The organism is Pseudomonas sp. TH15, assembly GCF_016651105.1.
In the GTDB taxonomy this organism is placed as follows: Bacteria; Pseudomonadota; Gammaproteobacteria; order Pseudomonadales; family Pseudomonadaceae; genus Aquipseudomonas.
Genome location: NZ_JAEKEL010000002.1, coordinates 572,631 through 595,192 on the forward strand (window position 1 = coordinate 572,631; position 22,562 = coordinate 595,192).

Sequence of the window (22,562 nt, forward strand, 5' to 3'; positions counted from 1 at the left end):
CGCAGCGGAGGGTTGATAACCGTGCACATCGCCGACATCACCATGTTCTACGCCCCGGCCAGCGGCGGCGTACGGACATATCTGGATGCCAAACATCGCCGGTTGCTCGTCAAACCCGGCATTCGCCACAGCCTGTTGATCCCCGGTGCGCATTTGGGCGAAGACAACGGCGTTTACACGGTTCCCGCCCCCGCCCTGCCCTTTGGCAAGGGTTATCGCTTTCCCCTTCGCCTGGCGCCGTGGCGCAATGTTTTGCAGGATTTGCAGCCTGACCTGATCGAAGTCGGCGACCCCTACCTCACCGCTTGGGCGGCGCTGGATGCCCGACGCCAACTCGATGTGCCGGTGATCGGCTTTTATCATTCGGACTTGCCACTGTTGGTCAGCAATCGCATGGGCCACTGGGTAACCACCAATGTCGAAGCCTATGTCAGCAAGCTCTATGGCAACTTCGACCGGGTGTTGGCGCCGAGCCAGGTCATGGCGGACAAACTGATCGGTCTGGGGGTGCGCAACGTGTTCGTGCAACCGCTGGGTGTTGACCTGCAAACCTTTAACCCGAGTCACCGCGATCCGGGCCTGCGGGCCGAACTGGGGATTGATGAAGACACCCGGCTGCTGATCTTCGCTGGTCGTGGCTCCAAGGAGAAAAACCTGCCGGTGTTGCTCGGTTGCATGCAACACCTGGGGCCTCGCTATCACTTGCTGTTGGTGGGTTCATCGATGCCGGCCCAGGTGCCGGACAACGTCACGGTGGTCGATGAGTTCTGCCCGGCGGCGCAGGTCGCGCGATTGATGGCCAGTGCCGATGCGTTGCTGCATGCCGGCGATCAAGAGACCTTCGGCCTGGTGATCCTCGAAGCCATGGCCAGCGGCATTCCGGTCGTCGCTGTGGCGGCTGGGGCTTTTCAGGAAATTGTCACTGATCAATGCGGCCTGCTGTGCGCGCCGAACAATCCCTTGGCCATGGCCAACACGGTGCGCGAGTTGTTCAGTCAGGGCAGCGTCGCACTGGGTCAGCTGGCCCGGCAACATGTGGAACGGCATTACGCCTGGGACTCGGTGGTCAACAGCCTGCTGGGCCACTATCACGCTGTGCTCGGCAGCCACTGGCCGCTGACCGTCAATGGTTGAGTCCATGAGCGCGCCCGCCCTGCTGTTGGTGCTGCACGACGTGGCGCCGCAGACCTGGGCCGATTACCAGCCGTTCGTCGATGCTGTCGACGCCTTGGGCGGCGTGCCGATGACCTGGCTGGTAGTGCCCGACTTTCACAAGCACAACGCACTCGAAGCCCATCCGGGATTTCGGCGACGGTTGAGCAGCCGCCTCGCCCTGGGCGACGAATTGGCCCTGCACGGCTACTTCCACTGCGATGACAGCCCGCCGGCAACCACGCCACGGGACTGGTTTATGCGGCGGATCTACACTCACGAAGGCGAGTTCTATAGCCTGTCCCGGGAGGCGGCCCTCGCCCGCCTGCGCGCCGGTATTGAAGTGTTTGATCGTTACCATTGGCCCTTACAGGGTTTTGTAGCGCCTGCCTGGCTGATGAGCGAAGGTACGCGTCAGGCCTTGCGTCAGTTGCCATTGAGTTACACCAGCGACTCGCAACATCTGTATCGTCTGCCAGACTTCACGGCGATCGATGCACCGGGGCTGGTGTGGAGTGCCCGAAGCGCCTGGCGCCGGGGCGTGTCCAAACTCGTCAGCGATCAACGTGAACAACGCTGGCAGCAAGCACCGGTGATTCGCCTCGGTCTGCACCCGGTGGACATGCGCCATGAATTCTCGCGCAATTACTGGCTGCAAACCCTTAAACGCTTGCTCGACGAGGGCCGTGTGCCAATGACCAAGGCCAACTGGCTGACGCTGCAAAATGACCGTTTCGGTCGCGCCGCATGAGTCGCGGGATTCTGCTGTTCCTCGCCTTGCTGGCGGCGGTGCTGATCCCGCTGGTGCTGGGCGGCAACGAAACCTGGTCGCGACTGCAAAACTTTCCGCTGAGCGAATTGCTGATCATGTTCGCCATGATCCTGCTCTGCTGGGTGGTCAACACGATGCGTTTGCGCCTGTTGCTCGGCGATCAGCGCGACAAGGTCACCCGCCTCAAAAGCCTCGGCGTGGTGATGGCCGCCGAGTTCGCCTACTGCGCCACACCCGGCGGCAGTGGCGGGCCGCTGACCATCATGGCCTTGCTCGCGCGCAATGGCGTGCGCCCGGCCAGGGGCAGCGCGGTGTTCGCCATGGACCAATTGAGCGACTTGCTGTTCTTTCTCTGCGCCCTCAGCGGGATTCTGATTTATGCGCTGTTCCAGCACCTCAGCCAACGCATGGAGTGGCTGCTGACGGTCAGCGCCGTCTCGATGTTCGGTGGGTTGGTCAGTTGCGTGGTGGTGGCTCGCTACCATCGCCTACTGATTCGCCTGAGCGGTCGGCTGCTGGCGCGCCTGAATGTCAAAGCGACCACGCGCCTGCGTTGGGCGCGAAAACTCCTGCATTTTCTGGCGGCGTTCACTGACACGCTGAAATTGCCTTATCAGACGCTGATCAAGGTGTTTGCCTTAACCTGCCTGCATTGGGCCGTGCGTTATAGCGTGCTGTATCTGGCGTTGCGCGGTTTGGGGGCGGATTTGCAGTGGGCCTGGACCTTTCTGATTCAAATGCTCTCGCTGAGCGCGGGGCAGTTCAGCCTGTTGCCGGGCGGTGCCGGGGCGGCGGAGTTGACGTCGGCGGCGCTGTTGGCGCCCATGGTGGGAAAATCGACTGCAGCGGCAGCGATTCTGATCTGGCGGGCGGTGACGTATTACTTCTATCTGGTCGTCGGTGGACCGGTGTTTTTGCTAATGCTTGGGCGACCGCTGCTTAAAAAGTTAATGAAGCTCAAGCAGGCGTAGGAGCTGCCGAAGGCTCGGGCCGCGTTCGGACGATCTTTTCAGGGTTTAATCCTTTCATCGTCGGACTCGGGCTTCAACTCCTCCCACAACTCGGCCGCACCGGGAAACTCTGTCCCGTCTTCCGGGCTCATCTCATCCGGATCATAACGACTCAAACAACCCTCGCCCAACGTGGCGGGCGCCTTGGAAGTGGCTCTATCCAGTGGATCGGCCATGGTCATGTCCTTAGTGCTGAAACGGCGAAGGGCCTGAGCGATTGAACGCCCAGGCCCTTCGAATTTCAACCGTGCAGTGTTAGAACACGACAGTTTTATTGCCGTGCACCAGCACCCGGTCTTCCAGGTGATAACGCAGACCGCGGGCCAGCACCATCTTCTCGACGTCGCGACCGAAGCGCACCATGTCTTCGATGCTGTCGCTGTGGCTGACACGCACCACGTCCTGCTCGATGATCGGACCGGCGTCCAGTTCTTCGGTGACATAGTGGCAAGTGGCGCCGATCAGCTTCACGCCACGCAGGGAAGCCTGGTGGTACGGCTTGGCACCAACGAACGACGGCAGGAAGCTGTGGTGAATGTTGATGACTTTGTGGGCATATTCGCTGCACAACGCTGGCGGCAGAATCTGCATATAACGGGCAAGTACTACCACTTCGGCATCGTGCTGTTTGACCAGGCGCGAAACTTCGGCGAAGGCCGGCTCTTTGTCTTGCGGATTGACCGGTACGTGGTAGTACGGAATGCCGTGCCACTCGACCATGCTGCGCAAGTCGTCATGGTTGGAGATCACGCAGGAAATTTCGCAATCCAGTTCATCACTGTGCCAGCGGTGCAGCAAGTCAGCCAGGCAATGAGATTCACGGCTGGCCATCAACACCACGCGCTTTTTCTGCGCAGTGTCGGTAATACGCCAGTTCATCGAGAACTCTTCGGCTATCGGCGCGAACGCTTCGCGCAAAGCCTCAATACCAAAAGGCAGCGAATCGGCACGAATTTCGTGACGCATGAAGAACCAGCCACTGAGATTGTCCGAGTGATGGCTCGCTTCAGTGATCCAGCCGTTATGTGACGCCAGAAAGTTACTGACTTTAGCAACGATGCCGACGCGGTCCGGGCAAGCAATCACCAGCCGAAAAGTGCGCATGAGGGTCAAACTCCAGAACTTCGCAAAGGCCGCCATTCTAGCGATTGCGCAGCAAAACTGCAGTATTGATGACGCCTTGCCCGGCACGCCGTTCAGCGACAGGGGTTCTGGCAGCGTCACTGCCCTCGCGATGGTGTTCTTGTAGCCCATCTTCAAGAGAACAATTGTGAATATCTGTGATGACTACCCTGACACTATTTAACAATACATCGGTTTTGTGACCGGCTCACCGTAACTAAATTAAATAAACTCCGGTTAAATGTTTACTTGATGAAACACCCTGACTATTATTGCCGCACTGTCCCCTGCCATCCTGCGTCCTACATAAGGTAGTCCTCATGTCCTTGATCAACGAATACCGCGCCACCGAAGAAGCTATCAAAGAGCTGCAAGCCCGTTTGAAGAACCTGTCCCAAGACGACAAACTGCAAACCGAGCTGGAATTCGAAGGCAAACTGCGCACCCTGATGGGTGAATACTCCAAATCCCTGCGTGACATCATCGCGCTGTTGGATCCAGAGTCCAAAACCAAAGCACCACGCGGCGGCGCAGTAAAAACTACTGGCACCAAGCGTGCTCGCAAAGTTAAACAATACAAAAACCCGCACAACGGCGAAGTCATCGAAACCAAAGGTGGCAACCACAAAACTCTGAAAGAGTGGAAAGCCAAGTGGGGCGGTGACGTGGTTGAAGGCTGGGCTACCCTGCTGGGCTAAGCCGCAACGCCTGTCGCAGACTGATTTCGCGACTCAAAAGAACGCCAGCTGATGCTGGCGTTTTTTTATGCCTGAGGTTCAGGCAACCTTCATGTTCGAACTCAAAGACTCAAACGTTTGCGTAATGCCTGGACATAATTCTGCCATTCATTGAGCACCTCTCGCTGAATCGATGTAGCACTAATCGCCAATTGGGTGGCTGCCTCTGCAAATGATTCCAGGGTATTTGGCGCTCCCCATTCAGGCGCCGACAATCGTTGCTGACAGAATATTCGCCAGCGTTCTTGCTCTTCGAAATTCAACGTATCGGGAAAGTTGCGTGCGCGATATCGAAACAATAATTCAGGTAAACGTTCATCATCGAACGGCCATTGTTGTTGCGCTAATTGTGCAGGGTCAGCGGCTCTGACTTGCTCACACAAACGCCGATCCCGATCTCCGATAAAGCCATCGTATAACTGTTGCTCCGGGTCCTGGCTTGATGAGAAATCGTCGCTGGAATAAATCGCCGCGACTTTATCTCGCCAAACTTGTTGTGCGTCACTTAGCCGCAGCGCCCGTTCCTGATATAGCGCCATATCCAGCCCCAGGCGTTGCTGATCTTCAGAACGAAGTACCGAGAGCGGTGCCACCACCGGGCATTTGTTGATATGAATGAGTTTGAGCGGCACCGGCAACTCGCCGTCAGCCAGATCATCGCGGCGGGTATACAGGCGCTGACGCAGCGTCTCAGCATCCAGATCGAGCAAGCCCTGGGGATCGAGGTGCAAGTCGCAAACTATCAGTGCGTTCTTGTTGCGCGGGTGCCAGGCCAACGGCAGCACCACACCCACATAGTGGCGAGCTGCCGAAAAACGCCCGGAGATGTGCACCATCGGTTGCAGCAGCCGAACCTGATCCATCACCTTCTGTTTACTGCGTAACTGGAACAGCCAGTCATACAGCTTCGGTTGTTTTTCCCGAATCAGACGGGCCAGGGCAATGGTGGCGCGCACGTCCGACAAGGCCTCGTGGGCGTTGCCATGATCGATGCCATTGGCCACCGTCAGACGATCCAGCTTGAGCGTCACCCGTCCTTCGTCATCCGTAGGCCAGCTCAGGCCATCGGGACGCAAGGCATAGGCTGCGCGCACCACATCAATCAGGTCCCAGCGGCTGTTGCCGCCCTGCCACTCGCGGGCATACGGGTCGAAAAAGTTTCGATACAGGCTGTAACGGGTCATCTCGTCGTCGAAACGCAACGTGTTGTAACCCGCCCCACAGGTACCGGGGGCCGCGAGTTGGGCATGCACCCGCGTCATGAAGTCGGCTTCGCTCAACCCTTGCCTGGCCAGGCGACTCGGCGTGATACCGGTGATCGCGCAGGCAGCCGGATGCGGCAGGATGTCATCGCTGGGCTGGCAGTAAAGATTGACCGGCTCGTCTATTTCATTGAGTTCGAAGTCGGTGCGAATCCCCGCCACTTGCAGCGGGCGGTCACAACGGGGGTTGATGCCAGTGGTTTCATAGTCGTACCAGAAGATGGAGGTCACGGGCTGTTCCTGAACTGAAGACCGACGAAGTCTAGGCGCAGACAAGTCGCTGCGGCCAGTCAATCTGTCATTCAATCACCTCTGACAACTCACCGTGCAATACATAGTTATGTCGTTTCCCCCCGAGAGGCTGCTAGCATCGGACGAAGATTGAATCCCGACCCGGCCCCATCATTCAGGTTGCCCATGCTCGAGAGCACAGCACTGCCAAGGAAAGCGACGCTGTCCCCGCCACTGGACACGCGGTATCAAGTCGAAACGCCCGAAGGCATCGACTTGCCACTGCGCCCGGCCGGGCTGATGATCCGTGCACTGGCGTTCTCCATCGACCTCGGGCTGCGCGGGCTGATCCTCGGTTTGCTGTTCACCGTTCTGGCGTTTCTCGGCAAACTCGGTGCCGGGCTGGGCTCAATCCTGCTGTTCGGGGTCAGTTGGTGGTACATGGTGCTGTTCGAGGTGCTCAATCAGGGTCGCTCGCCCGGCAAGCAATGGATGGGTTTGCGGGTGGTGCAGGACGATGGCACGCCCGTCGGCTGGTCGGCCTCGTTGCTGCGCAATCTGCTGCGTTTTGTCGACCTGTTGCCGTTCGGCTATTTCCTCGGGGCCATCAGTTGCCTGCAACACCCGACCTTCAAGCGCCTCGGCGACCTGGCCGCCGGCACGCTGGTGATCTACAGCGAAAAACCGCTCACCCGCCCCGAACTGCCCGAAGCCCAACCCCGGCGCCCGGTGTTTGCCCTGACGCTGACCGAGCAACGCGCCATCCTCGGTTTTGCCGAACGCCAGGGTGAATTGTCACCGGCGCGGGTCAACGAACTGGCCGCCCTGCTCGCTCAGCCGCTGCATATCAGCGCGCCGAAAGCGGTGACTGAACTCAACGGCATCGCCCGCAGCTTGTTGGGCCCCGCATGAAGCAAAGCCTGTTCGAAAGTCGCCACAAGGCCGAATGGGAGCAGTTCGCCCTCATGCTTGACCGGTTGGAACGGGGCAAGGAAGCCACACGAATCGCCAGTTTCCCGAAAGACTATCGACGCCTCTGCCAACACCTGGCCCTGGCCCGCGAGCGCGGCTACAGCAGTTTCCTGGTGGATTCGTTGCAGCATCAGGTGCTGCGTGGCCATCAACAGTTTTATCGGCATCGCAGCCAGTTGGGGGCCAACGCACTGGCGTTTATCCTGGCCGGTTTCCCGCAACTGGTGCGCCAGCAGTGGCGCTTTGTATTGGCTGCCGGCCTGATGTTTTTTGGCAGCCTGATCGGCATGGGCTTGCTGGTGTACCTGTTCCCGGACCTGATCTACAACCTGATCCCGACCGAGCAGGTGACCGAGATGCAAAGCATGTACGACCCCGTTGCCGGGCACCTCGGGCGGTCGGCCGAACGGGCGGCCAGTGAAGACTGGGTGATGTTCGGCTACTACATCATGCACAACATCGGTATCGCCTTTCAGACCTTCGCCAGCGGTTTGCTGTTTGGCCTGGGTAGCGCGTTTTTCCTGTTCTTCAACGGCTTGACGATCGGTGCGGTGGCCGGGCACCTGACCCACATCGGTTACGGGCAAACCTTCTGGTCATTCGTGATTGGCCACGGGGCCTTCGAGCTGAGCGCCATCGCCCTGTCCGGCGCTGCCGGCCTGCAACTGGGCTGGGCGCTGATTGCACCCGGGCGCCTGCCTCGGGCCGAATCCTTGCGTGTGGCGGCGCGTAAAAGCGTGCTACTGATTTGCGGGGTCATGCTGTTTCTGCTGATTGCTGCGTTTATCGAAGCCTACTGGTCGTCCATGACCGCGCCTACGCCAATGACCAAATACCTGGTCGGTGCTGCGCTCTGGTTGTTGGTGGCGGTATACCTGCTGTTTGCCGGACGGACCCGCCATGCGCCTGAGTGACGCCACCGTGGTGATTCGCCCGCGCATCACCTGGGAAGCCATGGACCTGGGCGTGCTGATGAGTCAACGGCACCGTCGCCTGTTGATGACCAGTTGGGCCATCGTGACCTTGCCGACGTTCGCCGTGCTCAGCCTGCTGTTGTGGGATTCGCCGTCGCTGGCCGTGTTTATTTTCTGGTGGCTCAAACCGGCGTTCGAACGACTGCCGTTGTACATACTGTCCCAAACCCTGTTCGGTGAAACCCCCACCCTCAAACAGGCCCTGCGCCAATGGCCGCAACTGCTCAAGCCACAACTGCTGGCGAGCCTGACCTGGCGACGCCTGAGCCTGAGCCGTAGCTTCGTGATGCCAGTGGTGCAACTTGAAGGCTTGAGCGGTATCGCGCGACAACAGCGTCTGCACGTATTACTGCAGCGCAATGCCGGCGCCGCGCAGTGGCTGACGATCATTGGCGTGCACCTGGAAAGCGCCTTGTGGATCGGCTTGATGGTGCTGTTCTACCTGCTCCTGCCCCAGCAGATCGAGCTGGACTGGAACTGGCAGACCCTCATCGCCGCGGCCAATCACGACTGGCGGTGGCTGGAGCACCTGACCAACGCCTTTTACGCTCTGGTGCTGGTGGTGTGGGAACCGATCTACGTCGCCTGCGGCTTCAGCCTTTACCTGAACCGACGCACGGTGCTGGAGGCCTGGGACATTGAACTGGTGTTCCGTCGGATGCGCCAGCGCCTGAACAACGGCGTACTCGGTCTGCTGCTGGCGGTCTGTCTGGTACTGCCGAACGCGCCCTCGGTCTGGGCCGCCGAAGCCGATACAGGCCCCAATGCACCGCGCTTGTTGAATCAGCCGCTGACCAGCCAGGCCTCACGCGACAACATCAAAGCCCTGCTCGAACAGCCGCCGTTCAAGAATAGGGAATCCGTCACCCGTTATCGCTTCGGTGACGACCCGGCAGCGCAGGCCAAAGAGACAAAACCCGGCGAAGCACCGCCATGGCTGAAAACCCTGCTGGGCTGGCTCGACGGCCAGCACCTCGACGGTCTGGCCAAGCTCATTGAGGTGCTGCTGTGGGGCATCGTGATTGCCGCGTTCGGCTGGTTGCTCTGGCGCTACCGCGAATTTCTGCAAGCGTTTGTCAGCCGACGGCCGCGCCTGCCGGCCAAGCCACAACGCACGCTGCCGCAACAAGCCTTCGGCCTGGACTTGAACCGCGACACGTTGCCCGACGACATTGCCGCCAGCGCCGAGCAACTCTGGCCCACCCAGCCACGTGCGGCGTTGAGCCTGCTCTATCGAGGCTTGCTCAGCCATTTGCTCCACGATTTTGATCTGACGCTGAAACCCGCCGACACTGAAAGTCAGGTACTCGCGCGCATCGAGCACTTGCAGCGCCCCGAACTGCTCACCTTCAGTCGCCACCTGACCACGCATTGGCAAAACATGGCCTACGGGCATCGGGTCCCGGCGGCGCACCTGCAACAGGAATTATGCGAGGGCTGGCGCGCCTTGTTCGGCCACGGAGCCACCCGTTGAGTCGCCGTACCCTGTGGTGCGTCGGCGCATTGATCGTCGCTCTGCTGGCGGCGTTGAGCATTTTCCTTTTCCTCAAGGCCAAGCCCTATCAGGAAGAAATCGATCACGGCCCCTCGCCTGATGCACAAGCCAATCCGTATCTGGCGGCGGAACTGTTTTTGCGTGAACGCGGCCTCAACGTCAGCCATGCCGAAAGCCTCGCGGTGCTGCCGGATATCGATCCGCGCCGACACACTTTGCTGCTGTTCAACGACCGCTCACGGATGACCCCGCGTCAGGTCGATCAAGTGTTGAACTGGACACGCGCCGGCGGGCGCCTGGTGTTCGTCGCCGAATCGCTGTGGGATGAGCAGACCAAACAAAGTAACGACCTGCTGCTCGATCGGGTGCAACTGCATCAATCCTTGAGCAAGGATCTCAAAGAGCCGCCCGCCGACCTCGAACAGGACCGCTTTCCCAAGCTGACCAAGCTCTATCTGGAAGACGAGGACGCACCGGCCTACGCCGGCTTCGACACCGATTTCCACCTCGACGACCCAAAGAATCTCGCTCAGGCCTGGGCCAACAGCGCCAAGGCCACGCACATGATGCAACTGCCCTACAGCCTCGGCTCGGTCACGGTGGTCACCGACGCCGATCTGTGGAAAAACAAAGCCATCGATCAATACGACAACGCCTGGTTGCTCTGGTACCTGAGCGCCGACACCAACGTCACGTTGATCTACAGCACTGAGCACGACGGGTTGCTGACCTTGCTCTGGCGCTATTTCCCGCAGGCCATCGTCGCCCTGCTCGCCTTGATCGGCCTGTGGCTGTGGCATGTCGGCGTGCGCCATGGCCCGCTTCAGGCACCAGCCCCGAGCGGGCGTCGGCAGTTGCAGGAACACTTGCGCGCCAGCGCCGATTTCCTCCTGCGCCACAACGGTCAGCAAGCACTGCTGCAAGCCTTGCAGCAAGACATTTTGCGCCGCGCCCGACGCCGCCATCCCGGCTTCGAACAATTGGCGGTTGCCGAACAATGGCTGGTGCTCGCGCGCCTGACCCGGCAACCCACCCGCGCCATCAGCCAGGCCCTGAGCCCACGCCCGAAACAGCGGCTGTCCAGCGCTGAGTTCAGCCGTCAGGTCGCCCACCTGCAAACCTTGAGGAATGCCCTATGAGTGAGATCGAGCCCGGCACACAACAGCACGCCGCCCAGCAGCGCCAGCGCGCCAGTCAATTGGCCCAAGCCGTGCGCAGCGAATTGCAGAAGGCGGTTATCGGCCAGGACACCGTGATCGATGACGTGCTTACCGCGCTGATCGCTGGCGGCCACGTGTTGCTCGAAGGCGTGCCCGGCCTGGGCAAAACCCTGCTGGTCCGCGCCCTCGCCCGCTGCTTCGGCGGTGAGTTCGCGCGCATCCAGTTCACCCCGGACCTGATGCCCAGCGACGTCACCGGGCACGCGGTGTACGACCTGCAAACCGAGCAGTTCAAACTGCGCAAGGGACCGTTGTTCACCAACCTGTTGCTGGCCGACGAAATCAACCGCGCCCCGGCCAAAACCCAGGCGGCGCTGCTTGAAGCCATGCAGGAACGCCAGGTCACCCTTGAAGGGCGGGCACTGCCCATCACGCAACCGTTCATGGTGCTCGCCACGCAAAACCCCATTGAACAGGAAGGCACGTACCCACTGCCGGAAGCCGAGCTGGATCGCTTCATGCTCAAGGTGCGCATGGACTACCCCGACGCCGAGCAAGAGCTGGACATGGTCCGCCAGGTCAGCCGCTCGACCCGGGCAGATATGCTCGACGTGCAGCCCTTGCGCACGGTGTTGCAGGCCAAGGATGTGATGGCGCTGCAACGCATCGCCAGCGACTTGCCCCTCGATGAACAGGTGCTCGACTACGCCATCCGCGTGGCCCGGGCCACTCGCTCCTGGCCCGGCCTGACCCTCGGCGCGGGCCCGCGGGCCTCCATCGCCCTGGTGCGTTGTGCGCGGGCGCGGGCGTTGTTGCGCGGTGGCGAGTTTGTGATTCCCGACGACATCAAGGGCTGTGCGCTGGCGGTGTTGCGCCATCGGGTGCGGATCGCTCCGGAGCTGGACATCGAAGGGCTGGACGTTGATCAGGTGCTTGAGCAACTGCTCGACCAAGTGCCGGCGCCGCGCCTGTGAATCCCGTTTTGAGCAGAAAAGATCGCAGCCTTCGGCAGCTCCTACAGGTGAATGCGTTCTCATGCAGGAGCTGGCGCAGGCTGCGATCTTTTCAGCAGACAGTCCGGTGCCACGCCATGAAACCCTCAAAACTCCTATTGATCTGGCTGACACTGCTGCTGGCCATCGGCATTGCCCTCGGCACCTTGCAGGCACTCGATATCGACATTCCGCCGAGTCTGCTGTCGATCAACTGGGGGTTGCTGCTCGCCCTGCTGGCCCTGGCGACAATCGACGCGCTGCGCCTCAAGCGCCTGCCCGCCATACGAGTCAAACGGCAAATGCCCGGCAGCCTCGCGCTCGGTCGCTGGGGCGAAGTGCGCCTGGAGATCGAACACGACTTCAGCGAACCACTGGAAATACAGCTTTTTGATCACGTTCCGGATGGCCTGAGCTTTGAAAATCTGCCGCTAGGCATCGAGCTGCAAGCTGGCCGGATCAGCCACGTGGGCTACCGCTTGCGCCCCCTCAAACGCGGGCACTTCAGCTTTGAACACTGCGAAATCAACCTGCCGAGTCTGCTCGGTTTATGGTCAGGCAAACGCCTGCTCGACGTCACCGACCACACCCGCGTCTACCCGGATTTCGCCCGCCTCTATGGCGGCCAACTGCTGGCGGTGGACAACTGGCTCAGCCAGCTCGGCGTACGCCAGCGCCAGCGTCGCGGCCTGGGGCTGGAGTTTCACCAACTGCGCGAATTTCGCGAGGGCGACAGCCTGCGGCAGATCGATTGGAAAGCCACCGCCCGCCAGCGCACGCCGATTGCCCGGGAGTATCAGGACGAACGCGACCAGCAGATTATTTTCATGCTCGACTGCGGACGACGGATGCGCAGCCAGGATGGCGAACTCAGCCATTTCGACCACGCCCTCAACGCCTGCCTGTTGCTCAGTTATGTGGCCTTGCGTCAGGGCGATGCCGTGGGGTTGTGCACGTTTGCCAGCGAGCAAGCGCGTTACCTCGCGCCGGTAAAAGGCGCCGGGCAACTCAACGTCTTGCTTAACACCGTTTACGACCTCGACAGCAGTCAACACCCGGCGGACTATCAGGCTGCGATCCGTCCACTGATCGCCCGGCAGAAGCGCCGGGCACTGGTAGTGCTGGTGACCAATGTGCGCGAGGAGGACGATGAAGAACTGCTGAACGCGGTCAAGCGCCTGAGAAAGCAACATCGGGTGCTAGTAGCAAGTCTGCGCGAATCAGCGATTGACCAGTTGCAGCAGACGCCCATTCAAACCTTGGATGAGGCGCTGGCATATTGCGGGACTGTTGACTATTTGAATGCCCGCAACGAGTGTCATGAACATCTGATCGCTAACGGCGTTACTACGCTGGATGCACAGCCTCAGGAATTGGGGACTGAGCTGGTAACACGCTATTTGAGCTGGAAGAAGGCTGGCTCGTTTTGAACATTCAATCCCATCCCATCAACGCTCAACAGAGATAGAAATCGTATTCGGGTGATAGAGGTGGGACAAGACACCACTCCCCCTTCGTATAAAAAATCGCTGAAAATCGTAATCAATCGAGTACCTCAACTCCTTCAATGCTTTCCAACCTCCCCAAAAACCGATGCTATGCTTTTATTTTTTCGAAAGGAGTCGAATCTATGTCACTTGAATATTCGTTATCTGATGTACTGGACAGAATGTATGAGAATCAGCTTGGGTTAGAGGCGGCCCTTATGGAGCTAACATTACAAGTAGAAAAAGCAGGCTTTACTGAGGTAGGTGAAAACGTCCGAGGTGCGCTATGTAGGGTTGGTGAAAATGCTGGCTACATCAAGCAAGGCATGGCTAAGCTCAGAGGAAGAAACCTCAAATAAATGGATTAGCTACGTGTTCAAGCTTCGGCTGGGGCCATTCGAGGGAACCACTAGATAAAAATTTTTCTAGAGATTTGACCCCAGTGTCCTCAATAAAAAAACCGCCTGACACGACTTCAGAAAATGTGCGAGGCCTGTCTACTTTTAAGCACATCTAGTAAATCCTCGTAGCCAAAAGGTCCGACAGTTTTCGGGAATTAGAAAACGTCCCTTGGCTTTCGGGAATTAAGACTACAAAGTTTGGTGCCAATGCCTACGCAGTCACCGGAATGGGCTGACTGACACTCTAAGAGATGCCGCTTAGATTAGACATTGTCGCTGACAATCAGCGGCCAGGTTTAGTCGCCTGACATGAGACAAGGTGCAAGGCTTCATCCGGTCGGATTTTCTACTTCCGTACTTGATGGTGGCTGTGTGCAGGGCACCTTCGGGTGCGCCGGAAAACCTTGTTTCCACCGGTCGACTAACCTGCGCATAGCTGCCTCCCTTCATTTAGTCGCGAAGCGGAGGCAGCGCCCAATAAAAGGAAACAAGGCAATGCAAAAGGCATCCATAAGCCCCCTGAGATAGATTCCGCCGATACATCCCCCTACGCTTCTCCCGACTCAAAAAAACTCCATGAAGCCGCAGAACGCGCCCTCGACCACTACCTAAAACCCGAACCGCCCTCCCGCAACTCCGTCGATCGCGCCATGCAGATGTTCATGGTCGCCCCCGACATTAACTCCGAAGCCATCGCCATCCAGACCTACGAAACGTTTTCGTCGGTGAGCATTCTGTTGCTGGATCTGGCGGACAGCTTGGAAGACAAGCCGCGGCATCTGGCGATGGCGATTTATCACTTGAGCGAGATGGGGTTGTTGCTGGCGGAGAAGACGCTGGACAGTGAACGGGCGATTGCGCTGGCCTGACCTTCAGGCAGGCGTTGTCTTGCCACGACGCCATCGCGAGCAAGCTCGCTCCCACAATGGATCAGCGGTGAACCCATTATGGGTGGTCACAAACGATCAACCAATGAAGGAGCGAGCCTGCTCGCGATGGCAATAGTGAACGCGCCGCAGAAATCAAGCCGAAGCAGGCAACGGCTGAAAACTGAAGTACTGGCGCAACGCGCTCACCAATTGCCCATATTCCGGCGGTGCCCGTTGCAGGCTGAACCCGGCGTCATAGTGGTGGGGCGTCGCGTCTTCGTGGCACCACAGGCAATACGCGCGCACGTCGATGACCTGCATGCAGCCATCGCTGGCCGGGATTTTCAGACGCAAGTCAAAGTCCGCACCAATCATCATCGGCAACTGGCTGATGAGCATCAAACCGTCTTCAGACACATTGCCTAGAAAGCCGATGGGCCTGTCGGTGACGCTGTTGAACACTTTCAGAAAATACGGCAGTTGATGCCGCTCGATACGGCGGTCGGTAAACATGCGCGGTTCGCCATGCAGGGCTCCATCACAGAGCCGCACTGTGCTTCGGAACGAACCTGTCTTGCAGGTACGCTCTCCCCGCTTCCGGTGTGACGGTCGCCATGACGCCGTCACCTGACTGCTGCCAGTCGCAGGTGTTGCCCCGGTTTAGAGGCCAGGCTCTAAAACGGGGTGATTCGACTATAGCTCAGCTTGTACACGCGGCCAGCCTTTGTATGAGATCTATCATCAGAAGCCGGTCGGCTGCACCACCGCCGCGCTGCGGGTTGGGTAATGGCCCAGCGACTGCAGGGTTTCCAGGCGCGCACGGGCACGGTAGGCGTATTCGCTTTGCGGGTACGAGGCAATGATGAACTCGTAGGTTTGCGCGGCATCGATAAACAGCTTTTGCCGTTCCAGGCATTGGCCGCGCATCATCGACACTTCCGGCTGCACGTAGCGCCGGGCGCGGCTGTCGCGGTCAACCTTGGACAGCTCGAGCATCACCTGCTCGCAATTGCCCCGGTCATAGGCGCTGTAGGCGTTATTCAAATGATGGTTCATCGACCAACGGGTGCAGCCCGTGACGCTGAGGGCACTGATGGCAAGGGCGGCAATGAGCACGAATCGCATGGGGGTTCTCCTGTCTTGAGCTCTGTATCGACCCGTTGGCGGAAATCTTCAGGAATGTTCGTTTAAAGAAAGAAACGAATAAGTAGTGCACATGAACAATGACTACAGCCAGAGACCATAGTAGCCTCACTCAGCGCTTGAACTCAGGAGTCTATGCATGTCCGTCCGTCGCACCAAAATCGTCGCTACCCTTGGCCCGGCCAGTAACTCGCCGGAAGTTCTCGAACAGCTGATTCTGGCTGGCCTGGACGTCGCCCGCCTGAACTTCTCCCACGGCACCCCCGACGAGCACAAGGCTCGCGCGAAGCTGGTGCGTGACCTCGCTGCCAAGCACGGCCGCTTCGTCGCCCTGCTGGGTGACCTGCAAGGCCCGAAAATCCGTATCGCCAAATTCGCCGGCAAGAAGATCGAGCTGAAGATCGGTGACCAGTTCACCTTCTCCACCAGCCATCCGCTGACCGAAGGCAACCAGCAAGTAGTCGGCATCGACTACCCGGACCTGGTCAAGGATTGCGGCGTAGGCGACGAGCTGCTGCTCGACGACGGCCGCGTGGTGATGCGCGTCGATACCGCCACCGCCACGGAGCTGCATTGCACCGTGCTGATCGGCGGCCCGCTGTCGGACCACAAAGGCATCAACCGTCGCGGCGGTGGCCTGACCGCTCCAGCCCTGACTGAAAAAGACAAGGCCGACATCAAGCTCGCCGCCGAGATGGAAGTCGACTACCTCGCCGTGTCCTTCCCGCGTGACGCCGCCGACATGGAATACGCCCGTCAACTGCGCGACGAGGCCGGCGGCACTGCCTGGCTCGTGGCGAAGATCGAACGCGCCGAAGCCGTGGCCGACGACGACACCCTCGACGCGCTGATCAAGGCGTCCGACGCGGTGATGGTTGCCCGTGGTGACCTGGGCGTGGAAATCGGCGACGCCGAGCTGGTGGGCATTCAGAAGAAAATCATTCTGCACGCACGCCGCCACAACAAGGCTGTGATCGTTGCGACCCAGATGATGGAGTCGATGATCCAGAACCCGATGCCGACCCGCGCCGAAGTGTCCGACGTGGCCAACGCCGTGCTCGACTACACCGACGCCGTGATGCTCTCGGCCGAAAGTGCTGCCGGTCTGTACCCGCTGGAAGCCGTGCAGGCAATGGCGCGCATCTGCGTCGGCGCTGAAAAGCACCCGACCAGCAAGACCTCCAGCCACCGCATCGGCAAGGTCTTCGAGAGCTGCGACCAGTCCATCGCCTTGGCCGCCATGTACACCGCCAACCACTTCCCGGGCGTGAAGGCGATCATCGCCCTGACCGAAAGTGGCTACACGCCGTTGATCATGTCGCGCATCCGTTCCTCGGTGCCGATCTACGCGTTCTCCCCGCACCGCGAAACCCAGGCCCGCGCGGCCATGTTCCGTGGCGTCTACACCGTACCGTTCGACCCGGCATCGCTGCCACCTGAGCAAGTCAGCCAGGCCGCGATCGACGAGTTGCTCAAGCGCGGCGTCGTGGCGAAAGGCGACTGGGTCATCCTGACCAAGGGCGACAGCTACCACACCATCGGCGGCACCAACGGGATGAAAATCCTGCACGTTGGCGACCCGATGGTCTGAGTGATCGGTTGTTAGAAAAACAAAAGCCCTGCCATGTGAATGGCGGGGCTTTTTGGTTTCTGATCCAGGAAGCGTGGTGACTGACCTGACGCCTTCGCGGGCAAGCCTCGCTCCTACAGAGGTTCATCGGTGTTCACAAATTTTGTGTCAACCACAAAACCTGTAGGAGCGAGGCTTGCCCGCGAAGAGGCCCGCCCGATCACCACAAGACTCAATGCCGCTTGATAAACCCCGACAACGCCGCCATCGCTTCCGGCGAACGCAGCCGCTGGGTAAACAACAACCCCTCTTCCTCGATCACTTTGCGGATCAATTCCCGGTCCGGCGCTTTCATCAATTGTTTGCTGATGCGCACGGCCTCGGTTGGCAACGATTCAAACCTCAACGCCATCTCCCGCGCCTTGGCCAATGCCGCTTCGCCATTGCCCAACGCTTCGGTGGCAATCCCCCACGCGGCGGCTTGTTCACCGCTGAAACCTTCACCGAGCAGCAACAGTTCAGCCGCTTTGGCATACCCGAGCAAACGCGGCAGGATCAGGCTGGAACCAAACTCCGGGCACAACCCGAGGTTTACAAACGGCATGCGCAACCGAGCATCCCGACTGACGTACACCAGATCGCAATGCAGCAGCAGGGTCGTGCCGATGCCCACCGCCGCACCGGCCACGGCAGCGATCACCGGTTTGCGGCAGTCGAGCAGGCTGAGCATGAAGTGGAACACCGGGCTGTCGAGGTTGCTCGGTGGTTGCTGGATGAAGTCGGCGATGTCGTTGCCGGCGGTGAAGCACTCACTGCTGCCGGTGATCAGCACGGCGTTGATTTCGGGGTCAGTGTCGGCCTGTTTCAGCGCTTCGGCCAAGCGGCTGTACATGGCGCGGGTCAGGGCGTTTTTCTTGTCGGGGCGGTTGAGGCGCAAAGTCAGCAGACCGCGCTCGCGTTCAATCTGGATGGCATCGGGCATGGCGAGTCTCGCGTCGTTAAACGGTCAGCGCTCAACCACGGGGCAGGAAGACATCAGCCAGCAGTTGATTGCGCGGCAATCCCGCCAGGTACAGGCGCCGGGCAAAGGCGTCGACGCTGTCGGGGGCACCGCAGAGTAAGGCCAGGGTTTGCCTTGAAACAAGCCGCAGTTGCGCCAACGCCTGTGGCAACTCGGCCGGGGTCCAGAGCTCGACCGTGAGGTTTTCACGGCCAACGGCCATGGCTTGCAGGGGTTTGGCCAGGTAATGCTCGTTGGCGTCATGGGCTAGGTGAATGACACGGATGGCGCCCAGATGATCCTGGCGCAACGCTTCACGTAACACCCCGAACAACGGCCCCAGACCGGTGCCGGCCGCCAATAGCCAAAGCGGTCGAGTGTGCCAGTCCGGGTCGTAATGCAGGGCACCGCCGCGCAGTTCACCGAGGCGGAGTGTGTCGCCGATCTGCAACTGGCGCGCCGCGTCGCTGAATTCGCCAGGCTGACGGCAATCGAGGTGAAATTCCAGGAAGCGGTCTTCTTCCGGCAGGCTGGCCAGGGAATACGGCCGGGCCACGTTGCCGGCCCACAACACCAGGTGCTGGCCGGCGCTGTAGCGCAGCGCACGCACAGGGATCACGCGCAAACGCAACACGCTGGTGCTGAGCCAATCAACGGCGGCGACTTCAGCCGGGCGACCGTCCTGTTGCGGGTCGAAGGCGTGTACTTGCAAGTCCTCAACCACCGAACACTGACAGGCCAGGCGCCAACCTTGCTGACGTTGCTCGGCACTCAGCGCATCGGGGCGACTGTCGCTGGGCGTGCCTTGTACACATTGCACCAGGCATGCATGGCAACTGCCGGCGCGGCAACTGTAAGGCACCGATACACCCTTTTGATTCAAGGCATCCAGCAGGTTGCTGCCCGCCGCCACCGACCACTGGCGTTCGCCGACTCGTAACTCAGGCATCGATGTTCTCCCACGCCGCCGCGCAACGATTACGACCGTCGCGTTTGGCGCGATATAGCGCCTGGTCGGCACGTTGCAGGGCATCGTCGAGGTCATCGCCCAGCTCCAGCAGGGTCATGCCGGCGGACAAGCTGAGGTTGCGCACATTCAGGCCGAACAACTCGACATCGGTAAAGGCGATGCGCAGCCGTTCGCAACAGGAGGTCAGGCGCTCGGCATCACAGTCGGGCAGCAACACCACGAATTCTTCGCCGCCGTAACGGGCCAGCACATCACCATCACGCAGGCAGGCCGTGGCCACCCCGGCGAAGGCTTGCAACACCTGATCGCCAGCGGCGTGGCCATGCACATCGTTGATGCGTTTGAAGTGGTCGAGGTCGATCAGCGCCAAGCCGTGGATCACGCTCGCGTCCATGGCGTTGAGCTCGCGGGAGGCCAGGCGCAGGAAGTGGCGGCGGTTGAACAGCCCGGTGAGTTCGTCGGTGGCCACCAGGTCTTCGAGCTGGCGCATCATCCCGCGCAGAGTGTCTTGATGCGCCTGCAAGGCGAAGCGCCGTTGGCGCATGAGTTGACGCGAGGCCTGGACGTAACGGGCGTAAAGCACCAGCCACACCAGCACCATAAACAGCACGCACACCTGCAACAGCGCCAATGCCGGATCGGGCAACTGGAAGTGGTAACCGTCCCACAAGGTGATGGCGCTGAAACTGAAGAACACCAGCAACGCACACCGCACAAAGGCACGACGCGACAGGTGGAACAGGCCGAACAGCAGAATCAGAACATAGAACACCAGAAACGCGCCGCGGGCCCCGTCCAGGTGAAAGATCAGCCAGGTTTGCCAGCCCAGGCCCAGCAATACCTGCACTTCGGTCAGGCTCGGGTCGCTAAAGCGCAGGTTGCAACCGCTGTAAAACACTGCGAACAACGCCGCCTGACTGATCACCACCAACGCACTGCCAACGGCGACGCCGGCCAGTGGCTCATCGTAGTGCCCGGTGAAAAACGCCAGCCACAGCAGCAGCAGAGCCAATCCGTAGGTGCCGGCCGCGAGGGCAAAACGTTTGAGCAACAGGCGCTGGATGGCGTTATGGGTCAATCGTTGACTCACCAAAGGAAAAGAGGCTGAAAGAGTGTCCTACTCTACAGGCCGATTGCCACTTTAGTGGCGTGACCGATAAATAACCACCGATTTTCGGGCTCGAAATTTGACGTCAAAAGTGCGGCTGCAAAGCCCTCACCCTAGCCCTCTCCCAGAGGGAGAGGGGACTGACCGTGTTGTTTATCCGATGTACACCGACCTGAAATACCGCGTCGAACTCAGGTTTGAACGGCATGAAGATCGGCTCCCTTTCCCCCTCGCCCCCTTGGGGGAGAGGGCTGGGGTGAGGGGGAAGATCTTGAACTGCAAACCCGACGTCCGATATTCGCCCACCCATGCGACCAACGAATGACTGCCAGCGCGTGTATGCCTCACCGAGGCGCGGTATACTGCCGCGCCTTTTTAGCGTCGCGCCAGCAGCCCCGGCGTGCCCGGCCCAAAGGGCCAGCTTCAAGTTGCAAGCTCCAAGCCGCCAGCTCAAGCAGTCCGCGTACTGCTTCAACTTGCCGCTCAAAGCTTGATGCTCAAAGCTGCCCCATAGAATGTTCCCGTCTTTTAGAGGAGCGCGACTCATGACCGTGATCAAGCAAGACGACCTGATTCAGAGCGTTGCCGACGCCCTGCAGTTCATTTCCTATTACCATCCCGTTGACTTCATCCAGGCGATGCACGAAGCCTACCTGCGCGAAGAATCGCCAGCGGCCCGTGACTCCATGGCGCAAATCCTGATCAACTCGCGCATGTGCGCCACCGGCCACCGCCCGATCTGCCAGGACACCGGCATCGTGACGGTATTTGTCCGCGTGGGCATGGACGTGCGTTGGGATGGCGCCACCATGAGCCTGGACGACATGATCAACCAAGGCGTGCGCCAGGCTTACAACCTGCCGGAAAACGTCCTGCGTGCCTCGATCCTCGCCGACCCGGCGGGCGCTCGTAGAAACACCAAGGACAACACCCCGGCCGTTATCCACTACTCCATCGTTCCGGGTAACACCGTGGAAGTGGACGTGGCGGCCAAGGGCGGCGGCTCCGAGAACAAGTCGAAGATGGCCATGCTCAACCCGTCCGACTCGATCGTCGACTGGGTATTGAAAACTGTGCCAACCATGGGCGCCGGCTGGTGCCCACCTGGCATGCTCGGCATCGGCATCGGCGGCACCGCCGAGAAAGCTGCGGTGATGGCCAAGGAAGTGTTGATGGAATCCATCGACATCCACGAGCTGAAAAAGCGCGGCCCGTCCAACCGTATCGAAGAGATGCGTCTGGAGCTGTTCGAGAAGGTCAACCAACTGGGCATCGGCGCACAGGGCCTGGGTGGCCTGACCACCGTGCTCGATGTGAAGATCATGGATTACCCGACCCACGCCGCTTCGTTGCCGGTGTGCATGATCCCGAACTGCGCCGCCACCCGTCACGCGCACTTCGTGCTCGACGGTTCCGGCCCGGCCTCGCTCGAAGCACCACCGCTGGACGCCTACCCGGAAATCGTCTGGGAAGCCGGCCCATCGGCTCGCCGCGTCAACCTCGACACCCTGACGCCTGAAGACGTGCAGAGCTGGAAGCCGGGCGAAACCGTCCTGCTCAACGGCAAGATGCTCACCGGTCGCGACGCTGCGCACAAGCGCATGGTCGAGATGCTGAACAAGGGTGAAACCCTGCCGGTCGACCTCAAGGGTCGCTTCATCTACTACGTCGGCCCGGTTGATCCGGTGCGCGAGGAAGTGGTTGGCCCTGCCGGTCCGACGACTGCTACGCGGATGGACAAGTTCACCCGTCAAATCCTTGAGCAAACCGGCCTGTTGGGCATGATCGGCAAATCCGAGCGCGGCCCTACCGCGATCGAAGCGATCAAGGACCACAAAGCCGTTTACCTGATGGCGGTCGGCGGCGCGGCTTACCTGGTGGCGCAAGCGATCAAGAAATCCCGCGTCGTGGCGTTCGCCGAACTGGGGATGGAAGCCATCTACGAGTTCGACGTGAAGGACATGCCGGTCACCGTTGCTGTCGACAGCAAGGGTGAGTCGGTACACATCACCGGTCCTGCCATCTGGCAGAAAAAGATCAGTGAAAGCCTGGCGGTGGAAGTGCAGTAAGCGTTTCGCAGCCATAAAAGGCCGGCCGTCACCCGACGAGCCGGCCTTTTTTGTGCCCGCGCCTCC

At 60.1% G+C, this 22,562-nt stretch carries 22 protein-coding genes; 14 read left to right on the plus strand and 8 right to left on the minus strand.

Features of this window, described 5'->3' with window-relative positions:
* Positions 1-21: 21 nt before the first annotated feature.
* The 3 genes from JFT87_RS26445 to JFT87_RS26455 are packed head-to-tail and all read left to right on the plus strand — an operon-like array spanning position 22 to position 2,895.
* Positions 22-1,134, plus strand: a complete 1,113-nt coding sequence (locus tag JFT87_RS26445; RefSeq protein WP_201206195.1) for a glycosyltransferase — start codon at positions 22-24, stop codon at positions 1,132-1,134.
* The gene (locus tag JFT87_RS26450; RefSeq protein WP_201206197.1) at positions 1,127-1,903 is read left to right on the plus strand and encodes a DUF2334 domain-containing protein; all 777 of its coding nucleotides are present in this window, start codon (positions 1,127-1,129) and stop codon (positions 1,901-1,903) included. The genes JFT87_RS26445 and JFT87_RS26450 overlap by 8 nt, the downstream gene beginning before the upstream one ends.
* Positions 1,900-2,895, plus strand: a complete 996-nt coding sequence (locus JFT87_RS26455; RefSeq protein ID WP_201206199.1) for a lysylphosphatidylglycerol synthase transmembrane domain-containing protein — start codon at positions 1,900-1,902, stop codon at positions 2,893-2,895. Before JFT87_RS26450 ends, JFT87_RS26455 begins: the two co-directional genes overlap by 4 nt.
* Positions 2,896-2,933: 38 nt before the next feature.
* On the opposite strand, the gene JFT87_RS26460 is transcribed toward JFT87_RS26455, so the two are convergent.
* Both JFT87_RS26460 and purU read right to left on the minus strand, forming a co-directional pair.
* Complete coding sequence (locus tag JFT87_RS26460) at positions 2,934-3,110, minus strand: hypothetical protein (RefSeq protein WP_201206200.1); 177 nt, start codon at positions 3,108-3,110, stop codon at positions 2,934-2,936.
* A gap of 79 nt (positions 3,111-3,189) precedes the next feature.
* On the minus strand, positions 3,190-4,038 hold the full coding sequence (purU, locus tag JFT87_RS26465) for a formyltetrahydrofolate deformylase (protein ID WP_201206202.1): 849 nt from the start codon (positions 4,036-4,038) through the stop codon (positions 3,190-3,192).
* Positions 4,039-4,376: 338 nt separating this feature from the next.
* On the opposite strand from purU, the gene mvaT reads away from it, so the two are divergent.
* Complete coding sequence (mvaT, locus tag JFT87_RS26470) at positions 4,377-4,754, plus strand: histone-like nucleoid-structuring protein MvaT (RefSeq protein ID WP_007933316.1); 378 nt, start codon at positions 4,377-4,379, stop codon at positions 4,752-4,754.
* Positions 4,755-4,855: 101 nt separating this feature from the next.
* Here the strand turns inward: mvaT and sbcB are convergent, their stop codons facing one another.
* Entirely contained in the window at positions 4,856-6,286 is a 1,431-nt protein-coding gene (sbcB, locus tag JFT87_RS26475) for an exodeoxyribonuclease I (RefSeq protein WP_201206204.1), read from the minus strand.
* Between the two features lie 186 nt (positions 6,287-6,472).
* On the opposite strand from sbcB, the gene JFT87_RS26480 reads away from it, so the two are divergent.
* From JFT87_RS26480 to JFT87_RS26515, 8 genes are all read left to right on the plus strand, one after another.
* Positions 6,473-7,198 (plus strand): RDD family protein, encoded by a 726-nt coding sequence (locus tag JFT87_RS26480; protein WP_201206206.1) that lies wholly within the window; start codon positions 6,473-6,475, stop codon positions 7,196-7,198.
* On the plus strand, positions 7,195-8,172 hold the full coding sequence (locus JFT87_RS26485; RefSeq protein WP_201206208.1) for a stage II sporulation protein M: 978 nt from the start codon (positions 7,195-7,197) through the stop codon (positions 8,170-8,172). Before JFT87_RS26480 ends, JFT87_RS26485 begins: the two co-directional genes overlap by 4 nt.
* Complete coding sequence (locus JFT87_RS26490) at positions 8,159-9,706, plus strand: DUF4129 domain-containing protein (RefSeq protein WP_201206210.1); 1,548 nt, start codon at positions 8,159-8,161, stop codon at positions 9,704-9,706. Before JFT87_RS26485 ends, JFT87_RS26490 begins: the two co-directional genes overlap by 14 nt.
* Positions 9,703-10,866, plus strand: a complete 1,164-nt coding sequence (locus tag JFT87_RS26495; protein ID WP_242487345.1) for a DUF4350 domain-containing protein — start codon at positions 9,703-9,705, stop codon at positions 10,864-10,866. The genes JFT87_RS26490 and JFT87_RS26495 overlap by 4 nt, the downstream gene beginning before the upstream one ends.
* Positions 10,863-11,861, plus strand: coding sequence for an AAA family ATPase (locus JFT87_RS26500; RefSeq protein WP_201206214.1), 999 nt, complete (start codon positions 10,863-10,865; stop codon positions 11,859-11,861). The genes JFT87_RS26495 and JFT87_RS26500 overlap by 4 nt, the downstream gene beginning before the upstream one ends.
* Positions 11,862-11,977: 116 nt before the next feature.
* A complete protein-coding gene (locus JFT87_RS26505; RefSeq protein ID WP_201206216.1) occupies positions 11,978-13,309 on the plus strand; it encodes a DUF58 domain-containing protein in 1,332 nt (443 codons plus the stop codon).
* Between the two features lie 200 nt (positions 13,310-13,509).
* Positions 13,510-13,725, plus strand: a complete 216-nt coding sequence (locus JFT87_RS26510) for a hypothetical protein (RefSeq protein ID WP_201206218.1) — start codon at positions 13,510-13,512, stop codon at positions 13,723-13,725.
* A 548-nt stretch (positions 13,726-14,273) separates the two neighbouring features.
* The gene (locus tag JFT87_RS26515) at positions 14,274-14,636 is read left to right on the plus strand and encodes a DUF6124 family protein (RefSeq protein ID WP_201206769.1); all 363 of its coding nucleotides are present in this window, start codon (positions 14,274-14,276) and stop codon (positions 14,634-14,636) included.
* A gap of 153 nt (positions 14,637-14,789) precedes the next feature.
* On the opposite strand, the gene JFT87_RS26520 is transcribed toward JFT87_RS26515, so the two are convergent.
* Complete coding sequence (locus JFT87_RS26520; protein WP_201206220.1) at positions 14,790-15,149, minus strand: PilZ domain-containing protein; 360 nt, start codon at positions 15,147-15,149, stop codon at positions 14,790-14,792.
* A 228-nt stretch (positions 15,150-15,377) separates the two neighbouring features.
* Positions 15,378-15,761, minus strand: coding sequence for a tetratricopeptide repeat protein (locus JFT87_RS26525; protein WP_201206222.1), 384 nt, complete (start codon positions 15,759-15,761; stop codon positions 15,378-15,380).
* 157 nt (positions 15,762-15,918) lie between these two features.
* On the opposite strand from JFT87_RS26525, the gene pyk reads away from it, so the two are divergent.
* A complete protein-coding gene (gene pyk / locus JFT87_RS26530; protein ID WP_201206224.1) occupies positions 15,919-17,370 on the plus strand; it encodes a pyruvate kinase in 1,452 nt (483 codons plus the stop codon).
* Between the two features lie 211 nt (positions 17,371-17,581).
* Here the strand turns inward: pyk and JFT87_RS26535 are convergent, their stop codons facing one another.
* The 3 genes from JFT87_RS26535 to JFT87_RS26545 are packed head-to-tail and all read right to left on the minus strand — an operon-like array spanning position 17,582 to position 20,397.
* On the minus strand, positions 17,582-18,331 hold the full coding sequence (locus tag JFT87_RS26535) for an enoyl-CoA hydratase-related protein (RefSeq protein WP_201206226.1): 750 nt from the start codon (positions 18,329-18,331) through the stop codon (positions 17,582-17,584).
* A gap of 31 nt (positions 18,332-18,362) precedes the next feature.
* A complete protein-coding gene (locus tag JFT87_RS26540; protein ID WP_201206228.1) occupies positions 18,363-19,298 on the minus strand; it encodes an iron-sulfur-binding ferredoxin reductase in 936 nt (311 codons plus the stop codon).
* Entirely contained in the window at positions 19,291-20,397 is a 1,107-nt protein-coding gene (locus tag JFT87_RS26545) for a GGDEF domain-containing protein (protein ID WP_201206230.1), read from the minus strand. Before JFT87_RS26545 ends, JFT87_RS26540 begins: the two co-directional genes overlap by 8 nt.
* A 575-nt stretch (positions 20,398-20,972) precedes the next feature.
* On the opposite strand from JFT87_RS26545, the gene JFT87_RS26550 reads away from it, so the two are divergent.
* The gene (locus tag JFT87_RS26550; protein WP_123508568.1) at positions 20,973-22,496 is read left to right on the plus strand and encodes a fumarate hydratase; all 1,524 of its coding nucleotides are present in this window, start codon (positions 20,973-20,975) and stop codon (positions 22,494-22,496) included.
* The last annotated feature ends 66 nt before the right edge of the window (positions 22,497-22,562 follow it).